This window comes from Yoonia sp. R2331 (assembly GCF_041103235.1).
GTDB lineage: Bacteria > Pseudomonadota > Alphaproteobacteria > Rhodobacterales > Rhodobacteraceae > CANMYO01.
Map to the genome: position 1 here is coordinate 1,236,758 of NZ_JBGCUN010000001.1, position 14,498 is coordinate 1,251,255.

The following is a 14,498-nucleotide window of genomic DNA, read 5'->3' on the forward strand; positions in this document are numbered from 1 at the left end:
CTCCTGCCAAAACGGGAAGTGTGTTGGATATGTATGTTGACCCCGCGGGCGATTTTCACAGTCGCTATCGGTTCATTCTGTTAGCGCAACGGCTGCGGCGGCCGTTGGCGGCGATGTCAGTCTTGCTGGGGTTGGCCGGGTTGCTGTTGCCCTTTGTGGCGCCAGAAGATGTTGTGCGCGCGATCATGGGCGACGCGGTGACCCATCCGGCCACCGCTGTGGGCCTGCTTTTTCTGGCCGGTGGGTTGATAAGCTATCGCCCGCAACGCCCGACGCCGGTGTGGCGCTATGCGATGTCTGGCACGATGCTGTGCGGGCTGGTGGTGCTTTTGGCCATGCGGCTTTTCGTGGCGTCAGGCGGCGAGGCGGGGGCCATTATTGCGCCGATCTTGGCGTCATTCTCTGGCATGGGATCAGACACTGCATTGGTTCTGGCCTTGTTCTTTGCCTCTGCCATCACCCGCCGCCACGCGGGCCGCGCCGGGCTGGCGTTGGCGCTGATGGGCGTGGCGGTTTTGGTTTGCGACGTGCTGGCGCTGAGCTTTGGGGCGGATTTGTTTGAAGGGCAGATGGCGGTGTCGACGCTGATCGCCCTGGTGCCGGCGGCCTTGGCGGTGTTGACACTTTACGCGCATCGGCCTTTTGCGCGGGTGCTGCTGCTGGCCGGGCCGGTGGGGCTTCGGACCCGTGTGATGTTGGTGGTTGGGTTTTTTGTGCCGCTGTTGGGGGGGATCGTACTGCACCGGATGGTCGGTGTGCCGGACAGGCTGATCCCGGCTGAGGCCCTTGTGATCGGGGTGATCCTGCTAAGCACTTGCACAGTGGCGCTGGCATCGGGGTTTCAGCAAGAGCGCGCCGAACGCGCACGCCGGATGCTGAGCGCGGAGTTGCACCGCATGGCGACGATGGACCAACTGACAGGGGTGTTGAACCGCAATGGGATCAAGGCCGCCTTGCAGGCCCAGTGGACCCGGTTTCAAACCGAGAACAAGCCATGCCATGTGATCCTGTTTGATCTGGACCATTTCAAGCAGATCAACGACAGGTTGGGCCATGATGCGGGCGACCGGGTGTTAGCGACAGTGGGCCGCCTGACAAAGGCGCAGTTACGCAATGGTGACGCCGTGGGCCGCTGGGGCGGAGAGGAGTTTCTGGTGGTCACCGGCGCTGACACCGAGGCGCAGGCCACGACGCTGGCCGAACGGTTGCGCAGCACGATTGCGGCGAAAGTCGCGGGCGCTGCGGGCTACCCTACGCATCTGGGACCGGTCACAGCATCCTTTGGGGTTGCCGCGATGCTGGTCAGCGACGACAGCCCCAATCAGGTGATCAAGCGCGCCGATCTGGCGCTGTATCGGGCCAAGGACGCCGGTCGCAATCAAGCGTTTCTGGACCACAAAAAACTGACAGCGGCCGCCTGATCGCGCAGGTGGCACGGGTTTGGTCGGGTATTCCTGACCCCGAAGCAGGCCAGAGTATGGAAACCCCCACTGTTGCGCAGGCAGGGGGGCGTTAAGTTAAATCCCAAGAGATGCAGTCCCAAGCGGCGCTGCAAGATACCGAAAAGATTGGGATTTTCACCATGCTGGCCACACGTACCCTGCGCGAGCGCATTCTACAGACCTGCGCCTTTGAGGCGATTGGCATTGCCTGCGTCACCCCATTGTTCATGGCGTTCTACGGCGGGCACGCCAGCGAAAGCCTGGCGCTGATGATCGCCATATCACTGGCGGTGATGATCTGGGCCCCGCTTTACGGGTTCATCTTTGACCGGATCGAGGGCCGCCGCACCGGGCGTGTCGCAAGCGACCGACCCAACGCGGTGCGGGTTCTGCACGCGGTTCTGTACGAGTTGACTGCCGTCAGCGTCACGCTGCCGCTGGCGATGGCGATTGGCGGGCTGACATTCGGTCAGGCCATTGGGCTGAACATTTGGCTGACGCTGTTCTACGTGGCCTACGCCTATGGCTTTTTCCTGATTTACGACCGGCTGCGCCCGGTGCGGAGGGCATCATGATTGTCACGGCCTTATGCGGCAAATCGCAGTGCTGGCAGATGTGGATCAATGTGCCAGTCCCGACACCTAAACCGGCACGGCGGCTTTATCTGGTGCGCAGCTGATCCTCCCCCAGCGCGTGCACCGATCGGGTCAGGGGGATTTGAAGTGCTTTGACAGCTTCAACCCCTGACCCTGATAATTCGATTTGATATCAACACCATAAAGTGCGGCGGGCAGGGCGGCCATCTGTTCGTAGATCAACCGCCCGACAACCTGACCATGTTCCAGCACAAAGGGGGCTTCGTGGCAGCGCACTTCGAGCACGCCGCGTGAGCCGGTGCCACCGGCCCCAGCCCAGCCAAAGCCGGGATCAAAGAACCCGGCGTAGTGCACGCGGAACTCTCCGACCATGGCCAGATAGGGGGCCATTTCAGCCGCTTGCATCGGCGGGATCGCGATGCTTTCGCGGCTGACGAGGATGTAGAAGGCACCGGGGTCAAGGATGATCCAGCCGTCGGTCGCATGGACCGGTTCCCAATAATCGGCGGGGTCGTAGTGGTTGAGTTTGCCCAGATCGACAACGCCGGTGTGCGGTTTGGCACGGTAACCGACAAGCGTGCCGCTGTCGGGTTTGAGGTCGACCGAAAAGCCAAGACCGTCGGAAATGACCGGATCACCGTCCACGATGGGGGTATCGGCGTGCAGGGCGCGCAGGGCGGCGTCCGACATGCGGGTGTCGCCGTTGCGAAAGATGATCTGGTTGAGCATCTGCCCGGTTTGAGCGACGACAGAAAAACTGCGCGGACAAATCTCAACATAAAGTGGGCCGGAGTAGCCCGCAGGCACGCGGTCAAATTCGGTCCCGTGGTCGGTGATGATCCGGGTCAGAAGATCAAGCCGCCCGATAGAAGATTTGGCAGAGGCGGCGGCGGTCATGGCCTGCGGCAGATCAAGCGATTCCAGCAGGGGCACCACATAGACGCAGCCTTTTTCGAGCACGGCGCCATCAGTCAGCGGAATCTCGTGCATCTGAAAGTCGGCCAGCCGGTCGGTCACTGTGCGGCTTTGCCCCGCCAGAAACGAGGCGCGAACGCGGTAGGCTACGGGCCCAAGGCGCAGATCAAGCGAGGCGGGTTGCACCTGGCCATCGGCAATGGGGGCGGTCGCAGTGATCGCGCCTGCGGTGATCAGGTCTGTGATCTGGTGATCGGCTAAAACGCCCTGATCCATGTCGTCCCCCACGATAGCAAAACGCCCGCGACGGACGCGGGCGGTTTGATTGGTCGGGCTAGCAGGACTCGAACCTGCGACCTTCCGTCCCCCAGACGGACGCGCTACCAGGCTGCGCTATAGCCCGACTGAGCGCGTGTTTACCCGAAAATCGCGGCAGGGCAAGCCCGAAGTGTCAGCTTTGCCGCATCCGGTCGCGCACATCCTGAAGCCGTGCGACAAGCGGTGCGATCTGGGCAGCCTTGGCGCGCAAGCGGTCGTCGCTGGCGTCGCGGAGGGCTGCAAAAATGCGCGGTTCTGCGGGCGTTTTCGCCTCGCGCGGGAGGGCCGGTTCAGGGGCCGTTGCTGCAGGGGCTGCGGGCGTATTGACCGGTTCTGCAGGGGCTGTGGGCGGCGGCATGGCGGTCAGCGGTGTGACATTGTCGGCCACAGGCGTTGGGTCCGGTGCTGCCGCAGGTGCTGCGGTGACAGGGGCGGGGGCCGGTGGTTCAACATCTGCCGGAACGACGGGTGCCGGTTCAGCCGCCGGGGCCTGTGCCGGTGGCGGCATCGCCGCCTTCACCTCTGGCGCAGATGCGGTGGGATCGGGTGACAGGGCCGCCACATGTTTGACGCCCTGTTCGCGCAGCAGTTTCTGCGCGCCTTTGATCGTCATGCCCTGTTCGTGCAGCAGGATCTTGATGCCACCCAGAAGCTGCATATCCTCTGGCCGGTAGTACCGGCGGCCACCTGCGCGTTTGACGGGTTTCACCTGTGCGAACTTGCTTTCCCAGAAACGCAGCACATGGGCGGGCGTATCCAGCCAGTCAGAGACTTCAGAGATGGTGCGGAAGGCGTCGCGGGCTTTGGCCACGGGCGGCTCCTGTCGTTATTTCTTGTTGCCTGCCGCAACCCGATCTTTCATCAGGTGGCTTGGACGGAAGGTCAGAACGCGGCGGGGGTGGATCGGCACCTCTTCCCCGGTCTTGGGGTTGCGGCCCACGCGGGCGGCTTTTTCACGGACCGAGAAGGTGCCGAAGGACGAGATTTTGACCTGCTCGCCACGCACCAGCGCATCAGAGACATGGGTCAGCACACGTTCAACAAGATCAGCGCTTTCGTTGCGCGACAGGCCCACCTGGCTGTGGACGGCATCTGCGAGATCCATACGTGTCAAAGTCTTATCGGCCATAATTTCCCCCTGCGGTTTCGAAAGACCTTAGGCGGAGGGGATTTTCAGAGTCAATAACAAGGGCTTGGATGGCGGCGTTAAAGGTGGGCTTTTGCTCAATTTACCAGCGCAGAACCACGGCACCCCAAGCCAGACCGCCGCCGATCGCCTCTGTCACGATCAAATCACCGGGTTTGATCTGGCCGTTGGCCTTGCCCACGGACAGGGCCAAGGGGATGGATGCGGCAGAGGTATTGCCGTGATCCTGCACGGTGACAACGACGCGATCCATGCCGACGCCCAGCTTTTTGGCGGTGGATTGGATGATGCGGATATTGGCCTGATGCGGAACGACCCAGTCGACGTCATCCGCACCCAGGCCTACTTTATCAAGGGCGGTGTGTGCGGTTTGTGCAAGCTTTTCAACGGCGTGGCGGAACACCTCTTTGCCTTCCATGCGGAGGACACCGGTGTTTTGAGTGGCAACGCCGCCGTCCACATAGAGCAGGTCGCGGAAGCGTCCGTCCGAATTGAGGTCGGTTGACAGCACGCCGCGGTCGGCGGCGGTGCCATCACCGGTTTCCGCCGCGAGTACCAGCGCGCCAGCGCCGTCGCCAAAGAGCACGCAGGTGGACCGGTCTGTCCAGTCCATGATGCGGCTGAAGGTTTCGGCGCCAATGACCAGCACGCGGTCGGCCTGACCGGAGGCGATCAGCGCATTGGCGTTGGTCAGCGCAAAGACAAAGCCCGCGCAAACGGCTTGCACATCAAAGGCAAACCCTTTGGTGTTGCCGATATTGGCCTGCACCATCGTGGCCGCAGAGGGAAAGGTCATATCGGCGGTGGAGGTCGCCAACACGATGGCGTCGATGTCTGCGCCGTCAATGCCAGCGTCGGCAAGGGCCGCTTTGGCGGCGTGGGTGGCCAGGTCTGAGGTGGTTTCGCCTTCGGCTGCGAAGTGACGGCGTTCTATGCCGGAACGGCTGATGATCCATTCATTGGACGTGTCGAGCGATTTTTCAAACTCGGCATTTGGCACCACGCGTTCGGGCAGGTAGTGCCCGACACCTTTGACCACAGCGCGTCTTGTCATTTGCCTGTATCCTTTGCGGTGTCTTGTGCACCTGTTTGGATCGTATCTTGGGCGAGGGCGGCGGCTGTGGCAACCCGTGCGGCCAGTTTGTCCGAAAAGCCCGATTGTGCGAGGCGGTAGCCAAGGGCAAGTGCGGCGGCAACGCCAGTGGCATCCGCAGAGCCGTGGCTTTTGATCACGGTCTTGTTGAGGCCCAGGAACACGCCGCCGTTCACACGGCGCGGGTCGATCCGTTTGCGCAGCCAGTTCAGCGAGCCACGGGCCATCAGCGCCCCCAGCATCGACAGGGGGTTACGCTTGAACGCGGAGCGCAGCGATTCAGAGATCAGGTTGGCGGTGCCTTCGCCGGTTTTCAGCGCCACGTTGCCGGTGAACCCATCGGTGACGATGACGTCTACACGCTCGGACGGGAGATCGCCGCCTTCGACAAAGCCGATATATTCAAATTCGCCCTTGGGCGCGGCAGAGCCGATCATTTCATGTGCGACTTTGAGTTCGGCGCGGCCTTTATGTTCTTCGACGCCCACGTTCAGCAGGCCGATGCGCGGGCGGGCCAGATCAAAGGCGTTGCGGGCATAGGATGCGCCCATCAGCGCATAGGTCAAAAGGTCGTCCTGATCGGCGCGGATGTCGGCACCCGCGTCAAGCATGACGTTGTAGCCTTGGGCATTACGGCTGGGCCAGAGACAGGCGATGGCGGGGCGGTTCACGCCTTCGGCCTTGCGCAGGCGCAGCATCGACATCGCCATCAGCGCGCCGGTGTTGCCGCAAGAGATCACCACGCCCGCTTCGCCATTGCGCACCGCCTCGATCGCGGACCACATGGAGGTCTGCTTGCCCGAGCGCAGCGCCTGGCTTGGCTTGTCGGTCATTTTGACCACATCGGTGGTGTTGCGGATCGTCACCCGGTCCGCGATCCGGTGTTTGGTGACGTGCTTTTGCAGCTTGGTTTCGGACCCGTGCAAAATCGCCTGTGCGCGCGGGTTCTTGGACAGAAAACGCGCAAGGCCCGCAACCACCGTTGCAGGCCCGGAATCGCCACCCATGGCGTCAACAGAGAGGACGTGGGCAGCTGACGCAGGCGTCGGATTGTGGTCCGTCTGGCCGTTGGTCATGGGATGCTGCCTGTCTCAGCCCTTAGGCTGCGTCGTCGTCCAGATCAATCTCGTTTGCCTGTGCCACAACTTCGCGCGTGGCGTAGTGACCGCAAGAGGGGCAAACGTGGTGCGGGCGCTTCAGCTCGCCACAGTTGTCGCATTCGTTGGGGTTTGCAGCCACCAATGCATCATGCGCGCGGCGATTGTTGCGGCGTGACTTGGAGACTTTATTCTGCTGGACGGCCATATCGCCACCTATCGTCTGGGGGGCCATAGCGGCCCGGATTTTCAAGAACTCTGCGGGGTCTTATGCCACTGGGGCGGCCCTGTCGAGTGGGGGTGTTAGAAGTTGGCGGAACATACTGCGATTCCTTTTCAGCGCAACCCTTTTTCGGGGCTATTTTTCACCCTCTTCGCCGGCGTCATTCGGGGCGTCATCCGCAAGGCTGTCACGCAGGGCGGCAAGGCCCGCAAAAGGCTTGGCATCATCGTCCGACATCGCGGTGGATCCCGGTTCGGTGAACTGCGCCTGACCAAGGTTGGCACCTTCGGCGCGGGGGAAATCGGGCAGGGCGAGCGAGAGCGCCTCGATCATCACCGCGGCGACATCCACGGTTGCGGGCAAAGGTTCGACCGTGTCGTCTTCGGGCATTTCGACCTCTGCTGCGTCGGGTTCCACCAGATCGGCGGCATAGGTCCGGGTCACGGGGGTATCAATGCGGGTGTTCACCGCATCAAGTGTCACAACACAATCTTGTGTCACGGTGGCGCCCAGTTGCGCGGTCAGGGTCCAGTCGGTGTCACCCAGCGGGGCAATTTCACCGGCAAAACGCAGTTTGCGCAGGCCACGCAGGTCAAGATGTGCCGCAATTGCGCGCATTTCATCACCCGAAGGCACCAGCGCAAAGGTCGTTGCGCGGCGGTTTGTGAGGTCTGCGAGGCGCAGGATCGTGCTGGGCAAGGTCACCAAGGGAATGGTTCCATTCTTGAATTGGGGCACTGCGATGTTGTAGGGGGGATAAAAGGCCATATCGGCCGAGGCAAGAGGGCAGACCGGAATGAAACTTGGCTTGAGTGCGCGGATGCGGTCTGTGATGGCGTTGGGTGTGCTGATCCTGGCGGTGGCTTGCAACCCGGTCATCCGCAATCACGGCTTTATCCCGTTTCAGGAAGATCTGGACCGGATCGTGATCGGACAGGACAGCCGCGAGGCTGTGGCGCAACTGGTGGGACCGCCCAGTGCGGGTGGTGTGCCGGCGGGCGGTGACTATTACTATGTCGCCAGCAAATTCCGCCATTACGGTGCCGTAGCCCCCGTTGAGATTTCGCGCGAGGTGCTGGCCATTCGTTTTGATAGCGCCGGAGTGGTCCGCAATATCGAGCGGTTCGGGCTGGAAGATGGGCGCGTGATCGTGCTGTCGCGGCGCGTCACCGACGATAACATTGCCGATACCACGTTCATCCGGCAGCTTTTGGGCAACATCGGGCGTGTGAACGCCGCTGACTTCATCGGTGAAAACTAGGTGCACCCGGCCCAAGGGGCCGGTGTGCTGGGTTGCTTAGTCGGTGTTGTCGGGTTCAAACGACAGCGCCGCGCCATTGATGCAATAGCGCAGGCCGGTGGGTTGTGGCCCGTCGGGAAAGACATGGCCCAGATGTCCGTCACAGCGGTTACAATGCACCTCTGTGCGGCGCATGAAAAAGCTGCGATCCTCTTTTTCGCCAACCATTTCAGCATCAAGGGGCGCGTAGAACGACGGCCAACCGGTGCCGCTTTCGAATTTTGTGTCTTGCGCAAAAAGCGGCGTCCCACAGCCCGCGCAGGCAAATGTGCCGGGGTCTTTGGGAAAGTTGTCATGGGTGCCGGCGCGTTCGGTGCCATGTTTGCGCAGCACCTTATAGGCCATGTCCGAAAGGTCCGCGCGCCATTCGGCATCTGTTTTGGTCACTTTTTCAACCACTGTCATATTCCTTTTTCAGCCCGTGGCCTTAATCTAGTCAGCGCGGATCAACCCGCAAGGTGAGTTGCTATGACGATTGCGTTTCGCATGGGCCGATATGGGGTCCGCCAGGCTGGAAGTGACGCGGATATCGTGGCCTGCCAGCAATTGCGCTATCGGTGCTTCTTTGGTTGCGAAGGGCTGGATGCGGAAAGCTATGATCAGACATGCGATCATCTGATGATCGCCGATGGCGGGCGGTTGGTGGCGACCTGCCGCATCCGGGTGGTTGAAGGGGGTGATTTGGCCCAGACCTATGGCGGGGCGCGCTATGATCTGCGCCGTTTGGCCGATTTTGGCGCGCCGATGCTGGAGCTGGGGCGGTTCTGTATCGCGCCGGGCGCGCAAGACGGCGATGTGCTGCGGCTTTTGTGGGGTGTGCTGACACAGGTGGTGGATGCGCGGCGGATTGGCCTGATCTTTGGCTGTGCGAGCTTTGAAGGGGTCGATCCGGGGCCTTACAGGGCGGTGTTTCAGCGGCTGGCAGACCGGCATCTGGCCCCGCCAGAGATCGCGCCGGGGATCAGGGCGCGCGAGGTTGTGCGGCTGGATGCGGTCACTGGCGGTCCTGATCGGGAGCCGATGCCGCCCCTGTTGCGCAGTTATCTGGGCATGGGCGGATGGGTCAGCGATCACGCGGTGATCGACCGGGAGATGCAGACGCTGCATGTGTTCACCGGGCTTGAGATGGCCAAAGTGCCTGCGCGGCGGGCGGCGGCGCTGCGTGCGATGTTGGCATAGGAATTTTTCGACGAAAAATTGGGCCTGCAGCACGGGGATTATTTTAGCCAGAAGACGTGAAGGACTTGCGCTGATCTTGCGCGCGTTCTAGCTGGGCGGCATGGCCCGTACTCCGCTTTTGCAATTGTCCGACATCGCCCTGACCTTTGGCGGCGATCCCGTGTTTGAAGACCTGTCATTGGTTGTGCAGCCGGGCGACCGGGTGGCGCTGGTGGGGCGCAACGGGTCAGGCAAGTCGACCTTGATGAAGGTGATGGCCGGGTTGGTAGAGGCCGACACCGGAAGTGTTGTGGCAGCCCCCGGTGTGACGGTGGGCTACATGGAGCAAGACCCTGATATGGCAGGGTTTGCGACCTTGGGCGATTATGCGGTCAGCGGCATGGAAGAAGCCGACGCCTACAAGGTCGAAATGGTGGCAGAGGGCCTGAAATTTGACCCCGCAGGCGATGTGGCCACCGCATCGGGTGGCGAGCGGCGGCGCGCCGCACTGGCCAAGTTGATGGCGGAAGCGCCGGGGTTAATGTTGCTGGACGAGCCGACCAATCATCTGGACATCGAAGCGGTGCAATGGCTGGAGGCGGAGCTGGCGCAGACGCGGGCTGGTTTCGTGCTGATCAGTCACGACCGCGCGTTTCTGTCCGCACTGACCCGCGCGACACTGTGGATTGATCGCGGGCAGGTGCGGCGGGCAGAAGAAGGCTTTGACCGGTTTGAGGCCTGGCGCGACAAGCTGTGGGATGAAGAGGATCAGCAGCGCCACAAGCTGAACCGCAAGATCAAGGCCGAGGCGCGTTGGGCAGTTGAGGGTATCTCGGCCCGGCGCAAGCGCAACATGGGGCGGGTGCGGGCGTTGCAGGATTTGCGCGCCGAGCGCGCCGCGCAGATCAAGCGGCAGGGCAATGCGGCGTTGACGTTTGAGGCAGGCCAGCAATCGGGTCGCAAGGTGATCGAGGCCAAGGGGCTGGCGAAATCCTTTGACGGTAAATCCATCGTGACGGGCTTTGATCTGACGGTGCAGCGCGGTGACCGGGTCGCCTTTGTCGGACCCAATGGCGTTGGAAAAACCACGTTGATCAAGATGTTGCTGGGCGACGTTCAACCGGATGCGGGCACGGTCAAGCACGGCACCAATCTGGATGTGGTGGTTTTCGATCAGGCGCGCGCGCAGTTGGATCCTGAGGCGACGCTCTGGGATTCGCTGGTCAATGATCCGGCCCTTGGGGGGGCTGGCAAGTCCGATCAGGTGATGGTGCAGGGCAAGCCGCGCCATGTGGTTAGCTATCTCAAGGATTTTCTGTTTGATGACGCGCAGGCCCGCGCGCAGGTGAAATCGCTTTCTGGTGGCGAAAAGGCGCGGCTGTTGCTGGCGCGGTTGATGGCGCAAAGCGCCAATCTGATCGTGTTGGACGAGCCGACCAACGATCTGGATATCGAAACGCTGGATTTGTTGCAGGACATTCTGGGCGATTACGACGGCACGGTGCTGCTGGTCAGCCACGACCGCGATTTTCTGGACCGGGTCGCCACGACCACGGTCGCGATGGAGGGACGCGGGCAAGCGGTGGTTTATGCGGGCGGATGGAGCGACTATCGCAGCCAGCGCGGCGGCGATTTTGCAGAGGCCAAGGTGGCGACCAAGCCCTTGGCCAAGAAGGAAAAGCAGGTTGAGGTGGCCGCGCCCAAGGCAAAGATGTCGTTCACCGAAAAGCACCGATTGGCGGAGTTGCCGGATGTGATCGACCGGCTGACCGCCGAAATTGGCAAGCTGGAGGTCTTGTTGGCTGATCCAAAGCTGTTCGCAGAGGCCCCTGTGAAATTCCAGAAGGCGACAGAGGCATTGGTGGAACGGCAAGCGGCGCTTGCCGCGGCGGAAGACGAGTGGCTGGAGCTGGAAGACAAAGCGGCAGGCGAAGGCTGAGGGTCAGCGCGTCGACTGACAGAGCAGCAGCATTGGATAGCCTTCGCCCCAGAAGTCGATAAATTCTTCAACCGGTTCAAACCCTTGACGGCGGTAGAACGCCCGCGTTAGCGCGTAGGCCGCATTGTCGCGTGAGGGGCCGAGGGTTTTGACGGTCAGGAATGCGGCACCACGGTCGCGCGCAAAGGTCTGGGCTTCCCCCACCATCGCATGGCCTAGGCCTTTGCCGTGGGCCGCAGGCGCGACAGCCATCAGGTGGATATCAACCGCGGCGGCGGATGTTTGTGTTAGGGCCATGATGCCTTGATCACTGCCATCGAGCGATGCAGCAAAGGCCGGGCGGTCCTGCACGTCTTCAAGGTAGTCCTGATAAATGTCACGGGGACCGAACCAGTCGGGCAGGGTAGCAAGGATGCTGTCGCAAAGCGCTCGCGCAACGCCGGGGTCAGAAAGCGGTCTGACGACGAAGGACATCGCCTATGGCATCCGCAGCGCACCATCGAGGCGGATGGTGGTGCCGTTGAGGTAGTCGTTTTCGATGATGTGGCGCACGAGGGCGGCAAATTCGGATGGGTCGCCAAGGCGGGGCGGATAGATCACGTCAGCGGCGAGGCCATCCATGACCTCTTGCCCCAGACCTTCGAGCATCGGGGTACGGAAGATGCCCGGCGCGATGGCCAGCACGCGGATGCCGCCCCGCGCCAGATCGCGGGCCATTGGCAGGGACAGGCCCGCGATGCCGGATTTCGAGGCGGCATAGGCGGCCTGACCCTTTTGCCCGTCAAAGGCTGCGACCGAGGCAGTGTTGACCAGCACACCACCTTGATCCATGCGCGCGGCAGCGAGACGGCAGATGTTGAAGGTGCCAGAGAGATTAATCTTGAGCGTGCGGTCAAAGCTGGATTGCGCGTGCGGGCCATCACGGCCGAGGGTCTTTTCGGTGGTGGCTATGCCTGCACAATTGACGGCTGCATTCAGCCCGCCCATGGCATCAATTGCGTTGTTCAAGCCTTTGGCAACGCTGGTTTCGTCGGTAACGTCCACCGCGGCAAAGAAAGCGCCGATCTGGGCGGCATAATCGGCGCCACGGGCGGCCAGATCAAAGATCGTGACCTGTGCGCCGGCGTCGATCAGTGCCTTGGCGGTGGCAGCCCCAAGGCCGGAGGCGCCGCCGGTGACGATGGCGCGGGTCGTTGTGATGTCCATGTGCTGATCCCCTGCGTCAGTTGCGTTTCTCTACCGCTTTCGCGGCGTCCCAGAGCGCGTCCATTTCAGCCAGATCGCTGTCGGCAGGTTTCCGGCCCTGGGCGGCGAGCGCGTCTTCGATGGCTTCGAAACGACGGGTGAATTTGGCGTTGGCGGCGCGCAGGGCTTCCTCTGGGTCGATCTTGAGGTGGCGGGCGAGGTTGGCCATCACAAAGAGCATATCGCCGTATTCTTCGGTCATAGCCTCATGGGTAAGGGTATCGCGTGCTTCGACCAGTTCGGCGGCCTCTTCGGTGATTTTGTCGACGACGTGCCGCACATCGGGCCAGTCAAAGCCGACGCGGGCGGCGCGTTTTTGCAGTTTCACGGCGCGCATCAGGGCAGGCAGGCCAAGGGCTACGCCGTCAAGCGTGCGGGTTTCCTTTTTGCCCGCGCGCTCTTGCGCTTTGATCGCCTCCCAGTCGGCGGTCTGTTGATCGGCGGATTTGTCGCGCGATTCGTCGCCAAAGACATGCGGGTGACGGGCGACCATCTTGTCAGAGATGTTGCGTACAACGGTATCGAAGGTGAAATGCCCGGCCTCGGCCCCCATTTGGGTGTGGTAGACGGATTGCAAAAGCAGATCGCCCAGCTCCCCTTCAAGCTCTGCCCAGTCGCGGCGCTGGATGGCGTCTGCGACCTCGTAAGCCTCTTCAATCGTGTAGGGGGTGATGGTGTCGAAATCCTGTTCAATATCCCAGGGGCAGCCGGTGTCAGGGTCGCGCAGCCGGCGCATGATTTCCAAAAGGCGCGGCATCCCGCCGTTGGGATCATGGATCAGGGGGTCATTGTCGGGCATTGCGAAAGCGTCCTTGCTGGTGTTGTCTGAGGCTAACGAGCCAGGGGAGTGAAGGCCATGCCAGTTGTGAACCGGATTGCGGGATATGCCGAAGAGATGAAGACCTGGCGGCGGCATCTGCACACCATGCCAGAGCTGATGTTTGACTGTCACAAGACGGCGGGTTTTGTGGCCGAAAAGCTGCGCGCCTTTGGGGTCGATGAAATCCACGAAGGTATCGCGGAAAGCGGGATTGTGGCGATCATCAACGGGCAGGGTGAGGGGCCGACCATTGGGTTGCGCGCGGATATGGATGCGCTGCCGATGGCGGAACAGACCGGGCTGGACTACGCCAGTCAAGTGGACGGCATGATGCATGCCTGCGGCCATGACGGGCATACCACGATGCTGCTGGGGGCCGCGCAATATTTGGCAGAGACGCGCAATTTCAGTGGCCGTGTGGCGCTGATCTTTCAGCCAGCCGAGGAAGAGGGCGGCGGTGGCAATGTGATGGTGCAGGAAGGGGTTCTTGACCGGTTTGACGTGGGCGAGGTTTATGCGCTGCACAATGCGCCCGGCACGCCGGTGGGGCAGTTTTATACCACGCTGGGGCCGATCATGGCGGCGGTGGACACGTTTGATGTCCACATCACCGGCAAGGGCGGACATGGCGCCTATCCGCAGGAATGCATTGACCCGATTGTTGCCGCGGTGGGCATGGTGCAGGCGATCCAGACGATTGTCAGCCGCAACCACGATGGCCGAAAGGAGATCGTGATTTCGGTGACGCAAATTCACGCGGGCACGGTCAACAACGTGATCCCCGAGACGGCCTATATCAACGGCACGGTGCGAACCTTTGATAAGGGGACGCAAGAGATGGTGCAAAAGCGCCTGCCAGAGGTGATTGCCGGGCAGGCGGCGTCCTATGGGGTGGAGGCAGAATTCTCCTATGAGGTCGGTTATCCCGCGACGGTGAATGACCCAGACCGCGCGGCCTTTGCCGCAGAGGTCGCGCGCGAGATTGCGGGCGACGCGGGCGTAGAGACGGGCGCCGCTGCCGAGATGGGCGCCGAGGATTTTTCCTATCTGCTGAACGCGCGGCCCGGAGCCTATTTGTTCGTGGGCAATGGGGATACTGCCGGGCTACATCACCCGGGTTATGATTTTGACGATGAAACAGCCGCTTATGGCGCGTCCTTCTTTGCGCGATTGGTTGAACGGGCGCAGCCGGTGAAGGGGTAACT

At 61.9% G+C, this 14,498-nt stretch carries 17 protein-coding genes and 1 tRNA gene; 6 read left to right on the plus strand and 12 right to left on the minus strand.

What is annotated here, in order from left to right:
• Positions 1-29 precede the first annotated feature (29 nt).
• On the plus strand, positions 30-1,421 hold the full coding sequence (locus AB3Y40_RS06295) for a GGDEF domain-containing protein (RefSeq protein WP_369437941.1): 1,392 nt from the start codon (positions 30-32) through the stop codon (positions 1,419-1,421).
• A 161-nt stretch (positions 1,422-1,582) separates the two neighbouring features.
• Positions 1,583-2,017: a PACE efflux transporter gene (locus tag AB3Y40_RS06300; protein ID WP_369437942.1), complete on the plus strand. Its 435-nt coding sequence runs from the start codon at positions 1,583-1,585 to the stop codon at positions 2,015-2,017.
• Between the two features lie 132 nt (positions 2,018-2,149).
• On the opposite strand, the gene AB3Y40_RS06305 is transcribed toward AB3Y40_RS06300, so the two are convergent.
• The 8 genes from AB3Y40_RS06305 to AB3Y40_RS06340 form a co-directional block, all read right to left on the minus strand.
• Complete coding sequence (locus AB3Y40_RS06305) at positions 2,150-3,229, minus strand: 2'-deoxycytidine 5'-triphosphate deaminase (protein ID WP_369437943.1); 1,080 nt, start codon at positions 3,227-3,229, stop codon at positions 2,150-2,152.
• A gap of 50 nt (positions 3,230-3,279) precedes the next feature.
• A tRNA-Pro gene (locus AB3Y40_RS06310) sits at positions 3,280-3,356 on the minus strand.
• A 48-nt stretch (positions 3,357-3,404) separates the two neighbouring features.
• The gene (locus AB3Y40_RS06315; RefSeq protein ID WP_369437944.1) at positions 3,405-4,082 is read right to left on the minus strand and encodes a MerR family transcriptional regulator; all 678 of its coding nucleotides are present in this window, start codon (positions 4,080-4,082) and stop codon (positions 3,405-3,407) included.
• Positions 4,083-4,097: 15 nt separating this feature from the next.
• The gene (gene ihfA, locus AB3Y40_RS06320) at positions 4,098-4,400 is read right to left on the minus strand and encodes an integration host factor subunit alpha (protein ID WP_369437945.1); all 303 of its coding nucleotides are present in this window, start codon (positions 4,398-4,400) and stop codon (positions 4,098-4,100) included.
• A 100-nt stretch (positions 4,401-4,500) separates the two neighbouring features.
• Positions 4,501-5,472: a beta-ketoacyl-ACP synthase III gene (locus AB3Y40_RS06325; RefSeq protein WP_369437946.1), complete on the minus strand. Its 972-nt coding sequence runs from the start codon at positions 5,470-5,472 to the stop codon at positions 4,501-4,503.
• On the minus strand, positions 5,469-6,587 hold the full coding sequence (gene plsX, locus AB3Y40_RS06330) for a phosphate acyltransferase PlsX (RefSeq protein ID WP_369437947.1): 1,119 nt from the start codon (positions 6,585-6,587) through the stop codon (positions 5,469-5,471). The genes AB3Y40_RS06325 and plsX overlap by 4 nt, the downstream gene beginning before the upstream one ends.
• 22 nt (positions 6,588-6,609) lie before the next feature.
• Positions 6,610-6,816 carry a 50S ribosomal protein L32 gene (rpmF, locus tag AB3Y40_RS06335; RefSeq protein WP_369439616.1) on the minus strand — a complete coding sequence of 69 codons (207 nt, stop codon included), beginning with the start codon at positions 6,814-6,816 and terminating at the stop codon, positions 6,610-6,612.
• A 150-nt stretch (positions 6,817-6,966) separates the two neighbouring features.
• Positions 6,967-7,599, minus strand: a complete 633-nt coding sequence (locus AB3Y40_RS06340) for a YceD family protein (RefSeq protein ID WP_369437948.1) — start codon at positions 7,597-7,599, stop codon at positions 6,967-6,969.
• A 28-nt stretch (positions 7,600-7,627) separates the two neighbouring features.
• Between AB3Y40_RS06340 and AB3Y40_RS06345 the strand changes: the two genes are divergently transcribed.
• The gene (locus tag AB3Y40_RS06345) at positions 7,628-8,092 is read left to right on the plus strand and encodes an outer membrane protein assembly factor BamE (protein ID WP_369437949.1); all 465 of its coding nucleotides are present in this window, start codon (positions 7,628-7,630) and stop codon (positions 8,090-8,092) included.
• A 36-nt stretch (positions 8,093-8,128) separates the two neighbouring features.
• On the opposite strand, the gene msrB is transcribed toward AB3Y40_RS06345, so the two are convergent.
• Positions 8,129-8,536, minus strand: coding sequence for a peptide-methionine (R)-S-oxide reductase MsrB (gene msrB / locus AB3Y40_RS06350; RefSeq protein WP_369437950.1), 408 nt, complete (start codon positions 8,534-8,536; stop codon positions 8,129-8,131).
• 63 nt (positions 8,537-8,599) lie between these two features.
• On the opposite strand from msrB, the gene AB3Y40_RS06355 reads away from it, so the two are divergent.
• Positions 8,600-9,310 (plus strand): GNAT family N-acetyltransferase, encoded by a 711-nt coding sequence (locus AB3Y40_RS06355; protein ID WP_369437951.1) that lies wholly within the window; start codon positions 8,600-8,602, stop codon positions 9,308-9,310.
• Positions 9,311-9,410: 100 nt separating this feature from the next.
• The gene (locus AB3Y40_RS06360; protein WP_369437952.1) at positions 9,411-11,228 is read left to right on the plus strand and encodes an ABC-F family ATP-binding cassette domain-containing protein; all 1,818 of its coding nucleotides are present in this window, start codon (positions 9,411-9,413) and stop codon (positions 11,226-11,228) included.
• A gap of 3 nt (positions 11,229-11,231) precedes the next feature.
• On the opposite strand, the gene AB3Y40_RS06365 is transcribed toward AB3Y40_RS06360, so the two are convergent.
• Genes AB3Y40_RS06365 through mazG form a run of 3 tightly spaced genes read right to left on the minus strand, consistent with a single transcriptional unit; the run spans position 11,232 to position 13,272 of the window.
• Positions 11,232-11,702, minus strand: a complete 471-nt coding sequence (locus AB3Y40_RS06365; RefSeq protein WP_369437953.1) for a GNAT family N-acetyltransferase — start codon at positions 11,700-11,702, stop codon at positions 11,232-11,234.
• 3 nt (positions 11,703-11,705) lie between these two features.
• Positions 11,706-12,434: an SDR family NAD(P)-dependent oxidoreductase gene (locus tag AB3Y40_RS06370; RefSeq protein WP_369437954.1), complete on the minus strand. Its 729-nt coding sequence runs from the start codon at positions 12,432-12,434 to the stop codon at positions 11,706-11,708.
• Positions 12,435-12,450: 16 nt separating this feature from the next.
• Entirely contained in the window at positions 12,451-13,272 is an 822-nt protein-coding gene (mazG, locus tag AB3Y40_RS06375; protein WP_369437955.1) for a nucleoside triphosphate pyrophosphohydrolase, read from the minus strand.
• 57 nt (positions 13,273-13,329) lie between these two features.
• Between mazG and AB3Y40_RS06380 the strand changes: the two genes are divergently transcribed.
• Positions 13,330-14,496 carry a M20 aminoacylase family protein gene (locus tag AB3Y40_RS06380; RefSeq protein ID WP_369437956.1) on the plus strand — a complete coding sequence of 389 codons (1,167 nt, stop codon included), beginning with the start codon at positions 13,330-13,332 and terminating at the stop codon, positions 14,494-14,496.
• Positions 14,497-14,498: the final 2 nt, after the last annotated feature.

What these genes read in the sequence shown, in the direction of transcription:
- AB3Y40_RS06295 (WP_369437941.1), top strand. Translation starts at nt 30, where the DNA reads ATGTATGTTGACCCCGCGGGCGATTTTCACAGTCGCTATCGGTTCATT.
- AB3Y40_RS06300 (WP_369437942.1), top strand. Translation starts at nt 1,583, where the DNA reads ATGCTGGCCACACGTACCCTGCGCGAGCGCATTCTACAGACCTGCGCC.
- AB3Y40_RS06305 (WP_369437943.1), bottom strand. Translation starts at nt 3,229, where the DNA reads ATGGATCAGGGCGTTTTAGCCGATCACCAGATCACAGACCTGATCACC.
- ihfA (WP_369437945.1), bottom strand. Translation starts at nt 4,400, where the DNA reads ATGGCCGATAAGACTTTGACACGTATGGATCTCGCAGATGCCGTCCAC.
- AB3Y40_RS06325 (WP_369437946.1), bottom strand. Translation starts at nt 5,472, where the DNA reads ATGACAAGACGCGCTGTGGTCAAAGGTGTCGGGCACTACCTGCCCGAA.
- plsX (WP_369437947.1), bottom strand. Translation starts at nt 6,587, where the DNA reads ATGACCAACGGCCAGACGGACCACAATCCGACGCCTGCGTCAGCTGCC.
- rpmF (WP_369439616.1), bottom strand. Translation starts at nt 6,816, where the DNA reads ATGGCCGTCCAGCAGAATAAAGTCTCCAAGTCACGCCGCAACAATCGC.
- AB3Y40_RS06340 (WP_369437948.1), bottom strand. Translation starts at nt 7,599, where the DNA reads ATGGCCTTTTATCCCCCCTACAACATCGCAGTGCCCCAATTCAAGAAT.
- AB3Y40_RS06345 (WP_369437949.1), top strand. Translation starts at nt 7,628, where the DNA reads ATGAAACTTGGCTTGAGTGCGCGGATGCGGTCTGTGATGGCGTTGGGT.
- msrB (WP_369437950.1), bottom strand. Translation starts at nt 8,536, where the DNA reads ATGACAGTGGTTGAAAAAGTGACCAAAACAGATGCCGAATGGCGCGCG.
- AB3Y40_RS06355 (WP_369437951.1), top strand. Translation starts at nt 8,600, where the DNA reads ATGACGATTGCGTTTCGCATGGGCCGATATGGGGTCCGCCAGGCTGGA.
- AB3Y40_RS06360 (WP_369437952.1), top strand. Translation starts at nt 9,411, where the DNA reads ATGGCCCGTACTCCGCTTTTGCAATTGTCCGACATCGCCCTGACCTTT.
- AB3Y40_RS06365 (WP_369437953.1), bottom strand. Translation starts at nt 11,702, where the DNA reads ATGTCCTTCGTCGTCAGACCGCTTTCTGACCCCGGCGTTGCGCGAGCG.
- AB3Y40_RS06370 (WP_369437954.1), bottom strand. Translation starts at nt 12,434, where the DNA reads ATGGACATCACAACGACCCGCGCCATCGTCACCGGCGGCGCCTCCGGC.
- mazG (WP_369437955.1), bottom strand. Translation starts at nt 13,272, where the DNA reads ATGCCCGACAATGACCCCCTGATCCATGATCCCAACGGCGGGATGCCG.
- AB3Y40_RS06380 (WP_369437956.1), top strand. Translation starts at nt 13,330, where the DNA reads ATGCCAGTTGTGAACCGGATTGCGGGATATGCCGAAGAGATGAAGACC.